Here is a 16,057-nt window from a genome sequence, read left to right as displayed (position 1 = left end):
GGCTGGCGAAACTCGTACCTTCGTAGTCCTGTTCTGCTCTTGTACCTGTTGCTGTAAGTATCCTTGGCCCGCATCCCGAAAGAAACCGTTGATCAGATCATTCACCTCGCTGACATCGTGGAGGTGGTGGGTGATTTCGTGACCCTGAAAAGAAAGGGTCAGAATATGTGGGCCTGCTGCCCCTTTCACCACGAAAAGTCGCCTTCGTTTTCCGTGGCGCCGGCCAAAGGGCTCTACAAATGCTTCGGCTGCGGCAAGGCCGGTGGCGTGGTGCAGTTCATCATGGACATTGAGGGCACCAGCTACGTGGAGGCCCTGAAGCACCTGGCCAAAAAGTACGGCATCGATATTCAGGAGGAAGAAAAAACGCCCGAGGAACAGCTCGTGCAGAACGAGAAAGACTCACAGTTTATCGTTTCCAACTGGGCCAAAGACCATTACCAGAAGCTGCTGCACGAAACGGAGGAAGGCGAGAGCATCGGGCTGAGCTACCTGATGCAGCGCGGCCTGAACCAGACGACCATCAAAACCTTCGAGCTGGGCTACTCCCTCGACCAGTGGGACGACCTGCTGAAAGCGGCCCAGAAGCAGGGCTACGAGGCTAAGTACCTGGAGAAAACCGGCCTCACTATTGTGCGCGAAGACGACCCCAACCGGCGCTACGACCGGTTTCGGGGCCGCGTGATGTTCCCGATTCACAACGTGTCGGGCCGCGTCATTGGGTTTGGAGCCCGCACGCTGAAGGCCAACGACAAGACGGCCAAGTACCTGAACTCGCCCGAGTCGGAAATTTACCACAAGTCCGATGTGCTCTACGGCCTTTACCAGGCGCGCCAGCCCATCCGGACCGAGGACGTGTGCTACCTCGTGGAAGGCTACCTCGACGTGCTGAGCCTGCACCAGGGCGGCATCAAGAACGTGGTGGCGTCGTCGGGCACGTCGCTCACCGAAAGCCAGATCCGCCTCATCGGGCGCTACACCGACAACGTGACGGTGCTCTACGACGGCGACGCGGCCGGCATCCGGGCCTCGCTGCGCGGCATCGATATGCTGCTGGAAGGAGCCCTGAATGTGCGCGTGGTGCTGTTTCCGGATGGCGACGACCCCGACAGCTACATCCGCAAAGTCGGCGACCAGCGCTTCAAGGACTACCTGGAAAAGAACAGCCAGGACTTCATTTCCTTCAAAACCCGCATTGTGTCGCAGGAAGCGGCCCACGACCCGGTGAAGAAGGCCGAAGCCATTCGCGACGTACTCCAGAGCATTGCCAAAGTGCCCGACCCCATCAAGCGGCAGGTGTTTTTGCAGCAAACCAGCACCACCTTCGGCATCGACGAGCAGGTGCTGATTACCGAGTACAACAAGCTGGTGAAGAAGGACTCGCAGCGGGCGGCGCCGGGTGCCGGCAGCAGCGGCAGCAGTGGTGCTCCTCGCTCGTATTCTTCGCCCAAACCCGCCAGCCAGCCTTCCCAAACCGGCTCCAGCGCGGAAGAAGAGGCTGAAATGGCCATGTACGGCGCCACGCCCGATGACTTCGCGGCCGCCGGCGGCACGGCCGGGGCCGCCGACGAGGACCTGGAGCCCGTGCCCGATGTGCTGCAGGCCTGCGAGCGGGAGGTGCTCCGGCTGCTGGTGCTCTACGCCGCCCAGCCGCTCACCGAGGATATGGCCGTGGCGCAGTATCTGTTTGGTCAGCTCGAAGAAACCACCATCCAGACTCCGATTTACGCCGACCTGCTGCACCTGTGCCGCCAGGAGCTGGAGGAAGGCCGCTGGCCCGATGTGCGCACGTTTATTCAGCACGGCCGGGCCGATATCCGTTCGATGGTGAGCGACCTGGCCACCGAAAAGTATGAGCTGAGCCCCAACTGGAGCACCCACCAGATTTACGTGCCCCGCGAAATCGACCAGCTGCAGCAAGCCTGCGACAATGCCATTCTGCGCCTCAACAAGGTGAACGTGCAGCGCGAGCTGTCGATTCGGCTCGAAGCCCTGCGCCACCCCATGGATGAGCTGGCGCTGCTCGAAACGCTGCATACCATCAAGCTGCTCAAGAAGATGGACGATGAGCTGGGTAATATGCTTGGCACGGTCATTCCGCGCGGGGCCATGTAGCCAGATTAGCAGGTGCGTTTAGGTAACAGAACGTCATGTCGACCATTCTGCGCTTCAAGCAGAAAGGAGACATCTCGCGGGCTGCTGTTGCACTACCATTGATTATTATGGCCCGCGAGGTTCCTAGCTTCGCTCGGAATGACGGTCAAAAAAGTAGAATTTAAACCAAATACATGTGGAAACGCGCTAATCTAAGCCGCTTTGTCATTGCCCTGCTGCTGGCCAGCATTGCGTTTGGGGTGGGCATCATCGGCTTCATGACCATTGAGAACTACAACTTTCTCGATGCGCTCTACATGACCATGATTACCATTTCCACGGTCGGCTTCGGCGAGCTGCACCCGATGTCGGCGGCGGGGCGGCTGTTTGTTTCGGTCTATATTTTCTTCAACCTGCTCGTCATTGCCTACCTCGTATCGGTGCTCACTACCTATATCTTTGACGGCGAGCTACGCACCATTTTTAAGATGTTCAAGACCGACCAGGAAATTCGCGGCTACTCCGACCACGTCATCGTCTGCGGCTTTGGGCGCAATGGGAGCAAGGCCTACCACGAGCTGCGCGCCAACGGGGCCCGGGTAGTGGTAGTGGAGCAAAGCCCGGAGCTGCTGCGCGACGCGGCCGAAAACGGCGAAGGCCACGTGCCCACCGTCATCGGCGACGCCACCACCGACGAAACCCTGCTGGCAGCCGGCGTCGTGCGGGCCCGCGCCCTGATTACGGCCTTGCCCAAGGATGCCGACAACGTGTTCGTGGCCCTCACGGCCCGGGGCCTGAACCCGGACCTGAAAATAATTGCCCGCGCCAGCCTCAAAACCAGCGAAAGCAAGCTCCTGCGCGCCGGAGCCGACTCAGTAGTAATGCCCGACGAGATTGGGGGCTCCCACATGGCCAACTTGGTGATGCGGCCCGAGGTAATCCGCTTTCTGGAAATGATGAACGGCCTGGGCCCCAACAAGCTGCGGCTCGAAGAGCTGAGCTACCGCGAAATCCGGCGCGAATGGCGGGGCCTCAGCATCCGGGAGCTGGACATCCGCTCCCGCACGGGCGCCACCGTCATTGGCCTCAAGCAAAGCACCGGCGAGTTTCTGGTGAGCCCCAATGCCGACACCCGCCCCGCCGCCGGCGACGTGCTGCTCGTGCTGGGCACCGACGACCAGATCAACGCGCTGGTTGCGCAGTTTCGGGTGTAACGGGCAACGGGCTGAATGGTCGCCCGCCTAGCGTGCTTCGCTCAGGATGAAAGACGATTGGACCGGCCGGAAAAACCTCCCAGGTCCGCATACCCGGCATCCGGCGGCTTCTGTGTAGCTTTACCGCCCGCTACTCAGGGCCTTTCTACCGACTATTTAGTACGTGCATATCCTTCAACTCTGTTCGCGCGTGCCGTTTCCGCCCCACGACGGCGGCGCCATTGCTATGCACGACGTAGCGGCCGGCCTCGCCGCCCAGGGTCACCAGGTCACGGTGCTGGCCCTCAATACACCCAAGCATTTTCAGCCCGAATCGGTGCTCAGTCACCTGCCCGGCGTGCGCCTCGTTACGGTGCCCGTCGACACGCGTTTGTCGCCCGTGAAGGCCCTGAAAAACCTGCTGGTGGGCCAGGTGCCCTACAATGTGGAGCGTTTCATCAGCCCGGCGGTGGAGGCGCGCCTCACCGAGCTGCTGCGCACCACTGCCTTCGACCTGGTGCAGGTGGAAGGTACCTTTGTGGCTTGGTATGTGGATGTTATTAAGCGGGTTGCGCCCCGGCTGCCCGTGGTGTTGCGGGCCCACAACGTGGAGTATACCATCTGGCAGATGCTGGCGGCGCGGACGACCAACCCGCTCAAGCGCCTCTACCTGACCCACCTGGCCAAGAGCCTGAAGCGGTTTGAGGAAAGCTACCTGTGCCGCTTCGACGCGGTAGCGGCCATCACCGAGCCCGACCAGCGCCGCCTGCGGGCCATGGGCTGCCCCGAGCCGGTGGTGTTCGTGCCCGCCGGCGTCGATATGAGCCGCTTTCAAATAGACCCGCAGATCAAACCCAAGCCCAAAACCCTGTTCATGATTGGCTCCCTGAACTGGCTGCCCAACCTCGAAGGCCTGGACTGGTTTCTGACGAACGTGTGGCCCTATGTCAATCAGCAGATGCCAGAGCTGGAGCTGCATATTGCCGGCAAAGACACGCCCGCCCGCATTCATAACCTGGGCCTGAAAAACGTGGTGGTTCATGGCTTCGTGGAGTCGGCGGCGGCTTTTATGCAGCACTACGACGTCATGATCGTACCCCTGCTCTCGGGCGGCGGCATGCGCATCAAGATAATTGAGGGTATGGCTTTGGGGAAGTGCATCATCAGCACCGGGCTGGGCTCCGAGGGAATATTCGTGCGCAATGGCCACGACATCGTGCTCTGCGACGAGCCCACTGAGTGGCTGGCCCGCCTGCGCGCCTATTACCACAACGAGCTGGGCCACCGGGAAATAGGGCAGGAGGCCGCCCGCACCATCACGCGCCTCTACGACAACGGGCGGGTGATAGAAAGCTTCCTCGATTTGTACAGCATTGCGCGCAGCCGCGCTGCCACCGCGTAAGTTTGCCGCCCTCCATGAAGCTGCTCGTTTTGTTGTCCCGGTTTCCGTACCCGCTCGATAAGGGCGATAAGCTGCGGGCCTTTCATCAGCTCCGCTACCTGGCCCGTCACCACGAAATCTGCCTGTTTGCCCTCACCGATGAGCCCGTGGCCGACAGCGCCTATGCTGCCGTGCGCCCCTTGTGCCGGGGCGGGCTGCATGTGCATCAGCTCGGCAAGCCCGGCATTGCCCTGAACATGGCGCGGGCTCTGGCTACGGGTCTGCCCTTGCAGGTAGGCTACTTCTACGATGCCGCCGCCCAGCAGCGCCTCGATGCGCTGCTGCGTGCGTTTCAGCCCCGGCACATCTACTGCCAGCTCATTCGGATGGCCGAATACCTGCGGCCCCACACCGGTCGCTACCCGATGACGCTGGACTACATGGATGTGTTTTCGGCCGGTATGGTACGCCGGGCCCAGCAGGCTCCCGTCTGGCAGCGGCCCGTTATCAGCCTCGAAGCTCGCCGCCTGCTGGCCTACGAGGCTGCCGTATTCGACTGGTTTGAGCATCATACTATCATTTCCGACCCCGACCGCCAGCTCATCAGCCACCCCCAGCGCCAACGCATTCAGGTGGTGCTCAACGGCATCGACACCGATTTTTTTCAGCCCACGACCCAGCCCCAGGAATACGAGCTGGTTTTTTGCGGCAACATGAGCTACCATCCCAACGTGGATGCCGCCGAGTTCCTCGCCACGGAAGTGTTGCCGCTGGTGCACCAAACGCACCCCCAGGCCCGGCTGCTCATTGCCGGTACCACGCCGGCGGCCCGGGTGCTGGCGCTGGCTTCGCCCTTTGTCGTCGTTAGCGGCTGGCTGCCCGATATCCGCGACGCCTACGCCTCGGCGCGGGTGTTTGTGGCGCCCATGCGGGTGGGTACGGGCCTGCAGAACAAGCTGCTCGAAGCCATGGCCATGCGCCTGCCCTGCGTGACGACGCCCCTGGCCAACAATGCTTTGCGCGGCGTGCCCAGCCAGGATTTGCTGGTCGGCGAATCGGCGGCCGAGCTGGCTGCGCATATTACAGGGCTGCTTTCCGAAACCGAAGCTGCGGAGGCCTTAGCCGGCCGGGGCCTGGAGTTCGTGCGGCGGCACTACAACTGGGCCGCCGCCACGGGCAGGCTGGAAGCACTGTTTGCAGAGTAGGAAAAGAACATCATGCCGAGCGTGGCGATGTTGTTTATGCTGTTTTGTCTGTCATCCTGAGCGGAGCGAAGGACCTTCCTTGCCTCAGTGATAAGTGCTATTCAACGTGCCAAAGCCCTTTGCCACCGGCGCGGGAAGGGGCTTTGGCACAGTGGCAAGGGCTGCAGTGGGGTAGGTGAGGCAGGTCCTTCGCTCCACTTCGTTTCGCTCAGGATGACAGACGGAAAAAATAGCGCCTCGGTTTTGTTTACCACGACCATCGTTTCCCCACCAGCGGCTGCCGCAATTTGCCCCATTCCAGCCCTGGCACCGAAAAGCCCCGCTAACCCTCGTAACTTCGCGCCGCCGCCGGTGGTTATGCTGCCGGGCACTTTACTCTCCCTGCCCCCCAACCCCATGCTTGACTCTATTGAAGACGCCATAGCCGATATCCGCGCCGGCAAAGTGGTAATTGTTGTGGACGATGAGGACCGCGAAAATGAAGGCGACTTTATCTGTGCCGCCCGCTGCGCCACGCCTGAGGTTATCAACTTTATGGCCACCCACGGCCGGGGCCTGGTGTGCGCCCCGCTGATTGAGGCCCGCTGCGAGGAGCTAGGCCTGGAGCTGATGGTGGGCCGCAACACGGCTCTGCACTCCACGCCCTTCACCGTCAGCATCGACCTGCTCAAAAATGGCGTCACGACCGGTATTTCCGCTTCCGACCGCTCCAAGACTATTCTGGCCCTAATTGACCCGGATACCAAGCCCGAGGAACTGGGTAAGCCCGGCCATATTTTTCCCCTGAAAGCGCGCAAAGAAGGCGTGCTGCGCCGCGCTGGCCACACGGAGGCCGCCATCGATTTGTCCCGCTTAGCTGGTTTCGAGCCGGCTGGGGTGTTAGTCGAAATTCTGAAGGAAGACGGCGAAATGGCCCGCCTGCCCGATTTGGAGCTGGTGGCCAAGCGGTGGAATCTGAAGCTGATTTCGGTGCAGGACCTCATTAAATACCGTCTGCAGAAGGAAAGCCTCATTACCCGCGACATTTCGGTGCAGCTACCCACCGAGCACGGCGACTTCGAGCTGGTGGCTTTCACCCAGCGCTCGACCAACGCCCAGCACTTGGCCCTAGTGAAAGGCGACATCAGCGGCGACGAGCCGGTGCTGGTGCGCGTGCACAGCTCCTGCGTCACGGGCGATATTTTCGGCTCCTGCCGCTGCGACTGTGGCCCCCAGCTGCACCAGGCTATGCAGCAGATTGAGCGCGAAGGCCGCGGTGTGATTGTATATATGAATCAGGAAGGCCGCGGCATTGGCCTGATCAACAAGCTGCGCGCCTACAAGCTCCAGGAGCAGGGCCGCGACACGGTGGAGGCCAACCTGGAGCTGGGCTTCGGTATGGATGAGCGCGACTACGGCGTGGGCGCTCAGATTTTGCGCCAGCTAGGCATCAGCAAGATGCGCCTGCTCACCAACAACCCCCGTAAGCGCACCGGCTTGGCCGGCTACGGCCTCGAAGTGGTCGACTCAGTGGCTATTGAAATCGAAGCCAATGCGCACAACGAGCGCTACCTGACCACCAAGCGCGACAAGCTGGGCCACACCATCCTGACCAAGGACCGCACCGCCCACGCCGACCCCGACGCGGCCGTGCCGGTAGGATAGTAAGCATTAGACTTGTTCCTGAATTAGGAACCGATGCTAACATTCGGCTGTCATGCTGAGCTTGTCGAAGCATCTCTACCGCAATGCTAAGTACCACTGCGGTAGAGATGCTTCGACAAGCTCAGCATGACGGCCTTTTTGTGTTTCGCTTTATTCAGGAACAAGTCTATTGTATGACGAGTAAAAAAGGGTCGCCCCGCTGCATGCAGCGGGGCGACCCTTTTTTACTCGTTGCTGGAGGTTTTGCCCGTATTCTCCCTGGTTTTCTTGCTCTCGTACCCCGCTGGCTTCACGGCCCGCTCGGTGAAAGCGGGTACGTCTGTGCCGCCTCGTGGAGCCGTATTTTGTTGTTGCCGCAAGTGTCAGATTCTAGCCGCCGCCACGGCCGAAGCCGCGCCTGCGGCCTTCGTGCGGCTCTGGCTGCTGGTGCGTCAGGTCGGCCGAGTGGCACCTGCTACGGATGTGGGCCGCAGCCCTGGAAGCCGCCGCCGCCTTAGCCGCGCCGCTGCTACCCGATACGCTGCACAAGCTGGGATATGCCCCCAGGCCCGGCCGGGCTTGAGGCCGCCATCAGGCCCGGCCGACGGGTGAACCGGGTGCTGCCGCCAGTGGTTATGCAAGCATGGGAAGCATACCAACAAAAAAGCCTGGTAAGTGCCCGTATACCCTGATTTTTGGGTTAACTTTCTTCCGCTATGAAAACTCTGCGTTTTTCTTTCGCGGCCTGCCTGCTGGCCCTCGCTGTTGGCCTCGGCGGCAGTGCCGTGGCCACGGCCCAGCGCCTGAGCCTCACCCAACAGTTTGCGGGTAGCACCGTTCTGCTCACCTCCGGCGACACGTTGCAGGGCCCGCTAGCCCTGCATCGCACCGAGGACGTTATTCTAATTACGCTCCCCGACAACACGGTCAGCACGCTCTCGGCGGTGGCGGTGCAGAGCTTTGCCGTGAAAGGCCAGAAAGACGACCGGCGCAATGGATACGACGATTTTTACGACAGCCGCTCGGGCTATTACTACGGCAACCCCTACTACTCCGCGCCTCCCCGCGAGCGGCGCGAGCGGGTCGATACCAGCCTGGTGCGCGTGTTTCGCACCTTCCGCTGGAACCATGACAACGACTACAGTGACTTCAAGTCGCCGGGCTTTTTTGAGCAGCTCAGTGGTGGCCCCAACATTTTGCTGCGTCGCGAGTCGCTGGTGCAGCGCACTGCTTCTTACAACGACCCGCTGTACCGGGGGGGCTACGGCGGCTATGGTAACCCCTACGGCGGGCCCCGGCAAATGGGCTCCTACAACGAAATAAAGGATGTGTTTTACCTAGGGATGCCTAGTGGCAACGTGCTGCCGCTGCGCAATCCAAAAAAGGACCTGCTGGCCATATACCGGCAGCAAGCCAAGCAAATAGAACAGTACGCCAAGGGTAATAAGCTCAGCTTCACCGATGCCCGCGAGCTGGCGTTCATCGTCAACTACGCCAACTCGTTGCAGAAGGAAGCTAAATAGGAAAAGAGCTAAGCTGTGTGGATAGCAAGTAGAGAGAACGTCCTGTCGAGTAGGGTGATACATCTCGCGTGCTGATGCTTCCAGCGTACTCCTGGACTACCGCACGCGAGATGTCTCGTTCGCTGCTTGATGCGTAGAATGCTCGACACGACGTTCAAAGTAGACTAAACACCACAAAAGTGCCACTGGCCAAAAGGGAACGGGTCAGCTTCGCTTGGGCAGCTGTTGGCGGCTTTCTTTAGAACATGGTCGAAATGCTGAATTTTGTTGTCTTGCCTGACCTGCGCGGGCATCAGGTCAAGCACGCCCCACCCATTCATATTCCTACAAATCCCGGTTGCGCAGCAGCAGGTAGCTCAGAAACCAGAACAGGGCAATGTAGGCCAGGGCCAGGGGCACGGCCTCGATAGGCAGCAGCGCATTGGAGGACCCCGTGATGGTATTTATCATCTCCCGGCCGGGGGTGGGCGTCAGGCTGTCGAAGACCTTGGCGGGGAAATAACGGTCTAGCTGGTCGGGAGTGACAAAGCGTATCAAGGGCTCCACCACCCACGCATAGAGCATGAAGCTGAGAATAGCCGGCCCGCTTTTGCGGATCAAAAAGCCCAGCGTGCCCGCCACGGCCAGGTAGCCCAGCGCCTGAATGCCGTAGAGCAGCACGGCACCGATGGTTTCGGGGGCGTGGCTCAGCGTTTTGGGTGCTCGGGTGAACCCGAAAAACAGACCCACACCCAGTACCGCTACCATCCCGAACAGCGCCAGTAGTCCGGACACGGTCAGCTTGCCCTGCACGAGGCCCACCGGCGAGCTGCCGTCGATGATCTGCTGGCGAAAGGTGCGAAACTGAAACTCGTCGGTAATCAGAATGATGAACAGAATACCCAGCAGCAGGTTGAAGTAGCTCGCTACGTAAGCCAAGCGGGGCCACAGGGTCGGGAAGTCGTAAAGCGCATTGCCCAGCTGCTTCCCGTTGATGGTGACGCCCCCGCCCACCGACACGAAGCCGGCCAGCAGCAGTACATACAGCGCCAGAATAACCCAGACGGTGCGGTAGGGGAAAAGCTTACGAAATTCGGCGCGAAGAAGCATGCGGGCAAAATGAAGTGGTAAGGGAAAGGAGAAGCTGCCAAGCCTGGGAAGTACCCTGGCGAACCCGGTCGAACGTAGCCTGAGCATATCAGGGGCCAGAGTGCCTAAAGCAGTTTGGCGTTTGGGGGCCAAAAGCGCGGCCGGTGTAGTTCGCGTGTCATGCGCCAGTCGAATCGTTGTGGTATGCAACTACACAGGTCGCGCCACTGCCCTGGTACGTATCCTAAGCTGCGAATCACACTATTTAGTAAGCTCCAGAAACTGCGCTTCCAGGCTGCGGTGCCGCACTTCCAGCCCGGCCAGCACAACGCCATGGGCAAATAAGCTCCGGTTCAGGTCGGCGGGGGAGTGCTCGGGAGCCAGCACGGCGCTGTGGCCGCCGCCGGGTTCGGGGCGTACGTCGCTCACCCAGGGCAGCTGGCCCAGCGCGTGCAGCAGCGTGGCCGGGGCTATATCGGCGGCCAGACGTAGCAGCACCCGGTCGGTGGCGGCCAGAATGGTGCCGACGGGGCCGGCGGCCCGCAGCTCGCCGCGCTGCAACACTGCCACGTGGGTGCACACCTTCTCAATCTCATCGAGCAAATGGCTGGCGATAATAATGGTTTTGCCCTCGGCGGCGAGGCGCTGAATCAGAGCCCGCACCTCGGCAATACCTTGGGGGTCGAGGCCATTGGTGGGCTCATCGAGTACCAGCACGTCGGGGGTGCCGAGCAGGGTAGAGGCCAGGGCCAGGCGCTGCTTCATACCCAGCGAAAATCCCCGAAATGCGTCGTGCTGCCGCGCCGTGAGGCCCGCCAGCTCCAGGGCCGCGTCTACGGTGCGCGGGTCGGCACGCTTCACGTCGGCGGCCAGCAGCAGGTTTTGACGGGCCGAGAGGTAGGGGAAGAAATTGGGCGTTTCGAGCAGGGCTCCTACCCGCTGCTTGCTCTGGGTTGAGAGTGGCTGCCCAAACCAGCGCACCGCGCCGCTGTCGGCCCGCAGTACGCCCAGCGCAATGCCCAGGGTGGTGGTTTTGCCGCTGCCGTTAGGCCCCAGCAAGCCGTATACGCTGCCTTGCTCTACCTCCAGAGTAAGGCCCCGCAGCGCGGCGGTGGTGCCGTAGTGCTTGGAAAGGTTATCGAGCTGAAGAATCATGGGATATGGTATCAAGATGCTGTTTTCGGCGGTTCGGGAGCCTGTGACTTACCGGTGCGAGCTACACCTGCGCGCTGTTACAGTTTAGAGGGTACTGGGGGAATTTTGATTTTCGTGTGTGTGTCATGCTGAGCTTGCCGAAGTATCTCTACCGCAGCAGTACTCGTGTCGACTCAATGAAGCGCTAGAGATGCGTCGGCAACCACAGCAGGACAATTACCCCACCCAACTACACCCAGAGTAAAAAAAATAGAATACGCCTGCGGGCTGTGGCTTCGAAACTACGCTAGCGCGAATCCACTGGTAGGGAGCCGCCCTGCCAGCGCACCACCGGATAGCGCAGATGCGACTTTTCGTAGTTGGGCGACTGGCGGTACATGAAATCCAGCTGGGCTGCCCCGCTGGCGGCAAAAGCCGGGGTGGCCTGCTGTAGCTTGTCGAGGCGCTGGCGCAGGTTGGGGTCGCGCTTGAGCAACTCAGCGGCCACATCCTCAAATACATAATCGGAGAAATACTCTTTTTGCTGCAGAATGCCGTCGAAAAAGCCCCAGGCGAAAAACGAGTCGGTGGCCTGCGGCTCCAGGGTTTCGATGAGGTAGCGTGCTGCCGGCTGGTTGAGGTACGCCACGTAGTCGCCTTTGTGGAAAGCCACGGCCTGCTGCTCGGCGCGAAGCTCCACCTTCGTGTGCAGATAATGGCCTTCGTATGGTCGCTGGCCCGTTTTGTAGTCGGCAATGTAATAGACCTCGCTCCTCAGCACGGTGTCGCGGGTAAGGCGGCGGAGCTGCACGTCGCTCAGGCGCAGCCGCTCCACTACTTCGCCCCAGGCCTGCGGAATCAGGTAGGCCACGGGCCGCGCCACGCTTACGGTAGGCCGAAAGGTATTATAATAGTTGATGGCGCGGGTGTAGGGCGCTTTTCGGTCGTACCACAGGCGCGGCTGCCCGCTTACCTCACTGGCTTTGGTTTTGCCCTCGTAGCCCCGAAAATTTACCTGCTCAACGGCAGTAGTGTCAAGTGCCCAGGCCAGCGGAAACCGGGCTTGGGTTAGAAGCTGCTGGTCGGCCTCGGCCCGCGCCTGGGCCAGTGGGGCGGCGTTTTGGTGCACGGCCCGCACCAGCAGGTCCAGGAAATCGTACTGCGCCCGTACCCGGGGGGTGTAGGCTTTCAGCATGTGGGTTTCGGTCACGAACCCGATGGTGTTGAACAAGGCCGCGTAGCCGGTAGAATAGCGCGGCGTTTCCAGAAAACCCTGCAGCCCCCGGGCGTCGGGCGTGCGGCCCTCAAAATCTACGTAGGGCGACATCGGCGACTTACGCTTCTCCATGCCGCCATATAGTGCCGGCAGCAGGCGCTGGGTCATATACTGGCTGAGCACCGGATGCAGCTTGTCTTTCTGGGTGGCAATGAGCGTCATGGTGTACTGGTAGTCGGCCCCGTCGGAGGTGTGGGTGTCCACGTACACATCGGGCTGCCAGCGCCGAAACAGCTGCGCGAAAGCCCGGGCATTGCGCGAATCCTGCTTGATATAGTCGCGGTTCAGGTCGAGGTTGCGGGCGTTGCCCCGAAAGCCATATTGCTCAGGGCCGTTCTGGTTGGCGCGGGTCGTGGCGTTGCGGTTCAGGGCCCCATCCACGTTATAGATCGGGATGATGACCAGCGTTACATCGGCCAGCTGCCGCCGCAGCTCCTTTTTCTGCACGTAGTCGCGCGCCAGCATCATTGCCGCGTCGATGCCCTCGGGCTCGCCGGGATGAATTCCGTTCTGAATAAACACGATCCGCCGGTTTTTGCGCCGCACCGATGCCGCGTCAGCGTCGCCGTCGAGCGACACCACCACTTCGTGCAGCGGCTGGCCGATATCGGTGGTGCCAGCTTCCCGCAGGGTTATTTCGGGGTAGGCATCATCGAGCCGCTGGTAGTAGGCAATACACTCGGCGTGGGTCGTGGTGGTATTGCCATTGCCTTTTTCAAAGGGTGTACGCCAATCGGCGGCGGGCGGGGCAGCCACAGCGGCTACCGATAGAAGCGTGGAAAGCAGGAAAGCAAGCATGCGGGCGAATGTAGCAAGGAGCCGCGAAGCTAGACTAAAATATCAGTTGTGGGGCCAGCGCGTCCGGCGCGTGGCTCTCGCGAAATATTCCTTCGCCGGGGCCTCGGGTGGTACTGCTCACCCAGCTCAGGGCGTGGGGATAGTAACGTTTGTTGAGCGCTTTTCGTCTTTCCAGAACGTCCTGCCGAGCCTTGGCGAGCCATCTTGCGGTCGGTCGTTGCATTGTTACTCAGACGACCGCACGTGAGATGTCTCGTTCGCTGCTTGATGCGCAGAATGCTCGACATGACGTTCAAAAAGCATTCAGGACTGCTTTTTCGATTACGGTTCACCCGGCCTAGTAGAGGCGGCGGCGGTGCGGAAACAGCGCTTGGTCGAGGCTGTACTTGCCGGGGCCGATAAAGAGCAACCCCAGGAACAGAATAGCTGATTCCAGCGCGTGGGAGTAAGTATTGAAGTCGTCGCCGCTGAGCACGTGCATGAGGGCGGCCATCAGCATAGTTGCCAGCAGAAAAGCGCAGGCCAGGCGAAAAAACAGGCCCAGCGCCAACAACTGCCCACCCACAGCTTCGGCCAGGGCGGCCAGCAAGCCCCACACCGCCGGCGCGAAGCTGATACCGACCATTTTCATAACGCCTCCCAGTTGAACCCACGATTCCTGCCCGCCCATCAGCTTGGGGTAGCCATGAATCGTGAACATAACCCCAATCCCGATGCGGAGCAGCAACAAGCCCAAATCGTGGTAGTGGTAGCGGTTTTCAAACAGGACCATAAAACTGGCGAGGAGAGGCTAAGACGGGGGACGGGGGACGGGGGACGGGGGAAGCAAAAACGACAATATAGCCGTGCTGCCATCGTTGCCAAAGTACAAGAATTATGACGGAATCCCATAATGGTACGGAGGAGCTACCGCACTCGAACCCCCATGATGCGCGTTGCCGGGGGGATTTCCGACGTGCTGATGTCGTTGCCGTGCCTGGCGGGCAACGAGTTTTCGTCCAGAATCCAGCCAATGCGCATCTCGCCCGAGATGGCCACAAAATCGTCCTCGTCCTGCCGCACCCGCGTGAGGCCATATACTTGCCGGGCCGCGCCGAACGGGGAGCCCACCCCAATACCCTCGGCCGTGCGATACTGCGGGTCGTAGATCCGGATGCGGCGCAGGGTGTACTGGGTAGAGTCGGAGCCAATGAATTCCAGGATAGTCGCGGGGGCCGTGGGCTGCTGGGCATCGCGCATGCGGTATGCCGGGTAGGTGGCTCCCTCAAACTGGTGGGTGCTTTTGGTCAGCTGGGCGGCGGGCACCACGGCCAGCAGCTCGTGCTCCTTCATGTTAAGGCGCAGCCGCCCCACGCGGCTCGGGCTAATCAGGTGCAGCGAGTCGGGAAGGCGGGCCGCCGAGGTACTGAGCGCGGCCGGGTCGGTGGCGCCGTTGGTACCCGCGAAGGGCGTTTCGGCGCCGGCGGAAGCGGCTGGGGTGCGGGACGACGACGACGAGTCGCAGGCGCTTAGGCAAGCCCCGAGCACCACTGCGGCGGCACCACGGAAAAGAGAGTGGATCATGGTAGAAAAGAAGTACGGCGGTCGGGGGGCCGGGCGTTAGAGTACGGATCAGCTTTACGTAGCCGTAACAGTGCAAGCCGTGGCCTTGTGTACCTTTGCACGTATATTCTGACTTTAACCCCCGCTGCCCGTGAGTCCCAAAGCCCGCAAACCGCTGATTTTGATTTCTAACGATGATGGCATCACGGCCCCCGGCATTGCCATGCTGGTGCGCGTGATGCGGCGCATCGGGGAGGTAGTGGTGGTAGCGCCCAACTCGCCGCAGTCGGGCATGGGCCACGCCATCACCATCGGCACTTCCCTGCGCCTCGACCCCAGCACTATTTTCGAGGGCATCGAAGCCTACGAGTGCAGCGGTACGCCCGCCGACTGCGTGAAGCTGGCCAAGCATTTTGTGCTCAAAGACCGGCGGCCCGACATCGTCGTATCCGGTATTAACCACGGCTCCAACTCCAGCGTAAATGTGCTGTACTCGGGCACGATGTCGGCGGCCATTGAGGCGGCTATCGAAGGGCTGCCCGCCATTGGCTTCTCGCTGTGCGACTACGGCCACCAGGCCGATTTTTCGCACACCGAGGAATGGGTGGAGCATATTACCCGGCAGGCCCTGGCCAATGGCATTCCGGCCGGCACGGCCCTGAACGTCAATATTCCGAAGAAGTCGGCCCGGCCCATCGTGGGGGCCAAGCTCTGCCGGCAGGCCCGGGCGAAGTGGCAGGAGGAATTTGACCTGCGCCACGACCCGCACAACCGCCCGTATTACTGGCTGATCGGCAACTTCGTGAACGAGGACCAGGGCGAGGACACCGACGAGGTGGCGCTGGCCAACAACTACATTTCCATCGTGCCCTGCCAGTACGACCTGACGGCCCTGCACGGGCTGACCCAAATGAGCAGCAGCTGGCAATTGACGCTGGGCACGCCCGCCAAAGCGCCGGCAGCGGCTAAAAAAACGACTTCTCCCCAACCGGCGGCCACCGCCAAAGCGGCCCCGGGGGCCAAAAAAGCGGCCAAGAAGTAGGCGGCGCGCTGCGTACCCACGAGCCCCGAAAGTCCTTTTCGGGGCTCGTGGCGTTTCGGGGTCAGGCGTTGCAAATGGTAGTCATCCGCTCCGTATCAGCCCGCCGGCGCAGCTGGCCGATACCAGCGTCTTCTCGTTTCGTTATTGCCCGGCGTGCTTCGAATTCTTCTCAGCAGTA

Annotated in this window: 12 protein-coding genes; 7 read left to right on the top strand and 5 right to left on the bottom strand. The window is 61.1% G+C overall.

Annotated elements, in window-relative coordinates; genetic code table 11:
- Positions 1-63: 63 nt before the first annotated feature.
- The 6 genes from dnaG to E5J99_RS00100 all read left to right on the top strand — a co-directional run bounded on the left by dnaG (position 64) and on the right by E5J99_RS00100 (position 9,019).
- Complete coding sequence (gene dnaG / locus E5J99_RS00125) at positions 64-2,115, top strand: DNA primase (RefSeq protein ID WP_135495670.1); 2,052 nt, start codon at positions 64-66, stop codon at positions 2,113-2,115.
- A 173-nt stretch (positions 2,116-2,288) separates the two neighbouring features.
- Positions 2,289-3,308 (top strand): potassium channel family protein, encoded by a 1,020-nt coding sequence (locus E5J99_RS00120; protein WP_245318649.1) that lies wholly within the window; start codon positions 2,289-2,291, stop codon positions 3,306-3,308.
- 190 nt (positions 3,309-3,498) lie between these two features.
- Positions 3,499-4,689, top strand: a complete 1,191-nt coding sequence (locus E5J99_RS00115) for a glycosyltransferase family 4 protein (RefSeq protein WP_135495669.1) — start codon at positions 3,499-3,501, stop codon at positions 4,687-4,689.
- Positions 4,690-4,703: 14 nt separating this feature from the next.
- The gene (locus tag E5J99_RS00110) at positions 4,704-5,873 is read left to right on the top strand and encodes a glycosyltransferase (protein WP_135495668.1); all 1,170 of its coding nucleotides are present in this window, start codon (positions 4,704-4,706) and stop codon (positions 5,871-5,873) included.
- Positions 5,874-6,269: 396 nt separating this feature from the next.
- A complete protein-coding gene (locus tag E5J99_RS00105; RefSeq protein ID WP_135495667.1) occupies positions 6,270-7,517 on the top strand; it encodes a bifunctional 3,4-dihydroxy-2-butanone-4-phosphate synthase/GTP cyclohydrolase II in 1,248 nt (415 codons plus the stop codon).
- Between the two features lie 695 nt (positions 7,518-8,212).
- Complete coding sequence (locus E5J99_RS00100) at positions 8,213-9,019, top strand: hypothetical protein (protein WP_135495666.1); 807 nt, start codon at positions 8,213-8,215, stop codon at positions 9,017-9,019.
- A gap of 324 nt (positions 9,020-9,343) precedes the next feature.
- Here the strand turns inward: E5J99_RS00100 and E5J99_RS00095 are convergent, their stop codons facing one another.
- The 5 genes from E5J99_RS00095 to E5J99_RS00075 form a co-directional block, all read right to left on the bottom strand.
- Entirely contained in the window at positions 9,344-10,108 is a 765-nt protein-coding gene (locus tag E5J99_RS00095) for an ABC transporter permease (RefSeq protein ID WP_135495665.1), read from the bottom strand.
- A 240-nt stretch (positions 10,109-10,348) separates the two neighbouring features.
- Positions 10,349-11,242 (bottom strand): ABC transporter ATP-binding protein, encoded by an 894-nt coding sequence (locus tag E5J99_RS00090; RefSeq protein WP_135495664.1) that lies wholly within the window; start codon positions 11,240-11,242, stop codon positions 10,349-10,351.
- Between the two features lie 286 nt (positions 11,243-11,528).
- The gene (locus E5J99_RS00085; RefSeq protein WP_135495663.1) at positions 11,529-13,295 is read right to left on the bottom strand and encodes a M14 family metallopeptidase; all 1,767 of its coding nucleotides are present in this window, start codon (positions 13,293-13,295) and stop codon (positions 11,529-11,531) included.
- A 337-nt stretch (positions 13,296-13,632) separates the two neighbouring features.
- Positions 13,633-14,067 carry a DoxX family protein gene (locus E5J99_RS00080; RefSeq protein WP_135495662.1) on the bottom strand — a complete coding sequence of 145 codons (435 nt, stop codon included), beginning with the start codon at positions 14,065-14,067 and terminating at the stop codon, positions 13,633-13,635.
- Positions 14,068-14,201: 134 nt separating this feature from the next.
- Entirely contained in the window at positions 14,202-14,858 is a 657-nt protein-coding gene (locus tag E5J99_RS00075; protein ID WP_135495661.1) for a hypothetical protein, read from the bottom strand.
- Between the two features lie 130 nt (positions 14,859-14,988).
- On the opposite strand from E5J99_RS00075, the gene surE reads away from it, so the two are divergent.
- Positions 14,989-15,879, top strand: coding sequence for a 5'/3'-nucleotidase SurE (surE, locus tag E5J99_RS00070; RefSeq protein WP_135495660.1), 891 nt, complete (start codon positions 14,989-14,991; stop codon positions 15,877-15,879).
- Positions 15,880-16,057 lie beyond the last annotated feature (178 nt).

The organism is Hymenobacter elongatus (assembly GCF_004745955.1).
GTDB classification, from domain to species: Bacteria; Bacteroidota; Bacteroidia; order Cytophagales; family Hymenobacteraceae; genus Hymenobacter; species Hymenobacter elongatus.
This window is presented reverse-complemented; position numbering and strand designations above follow the sequence as displayed.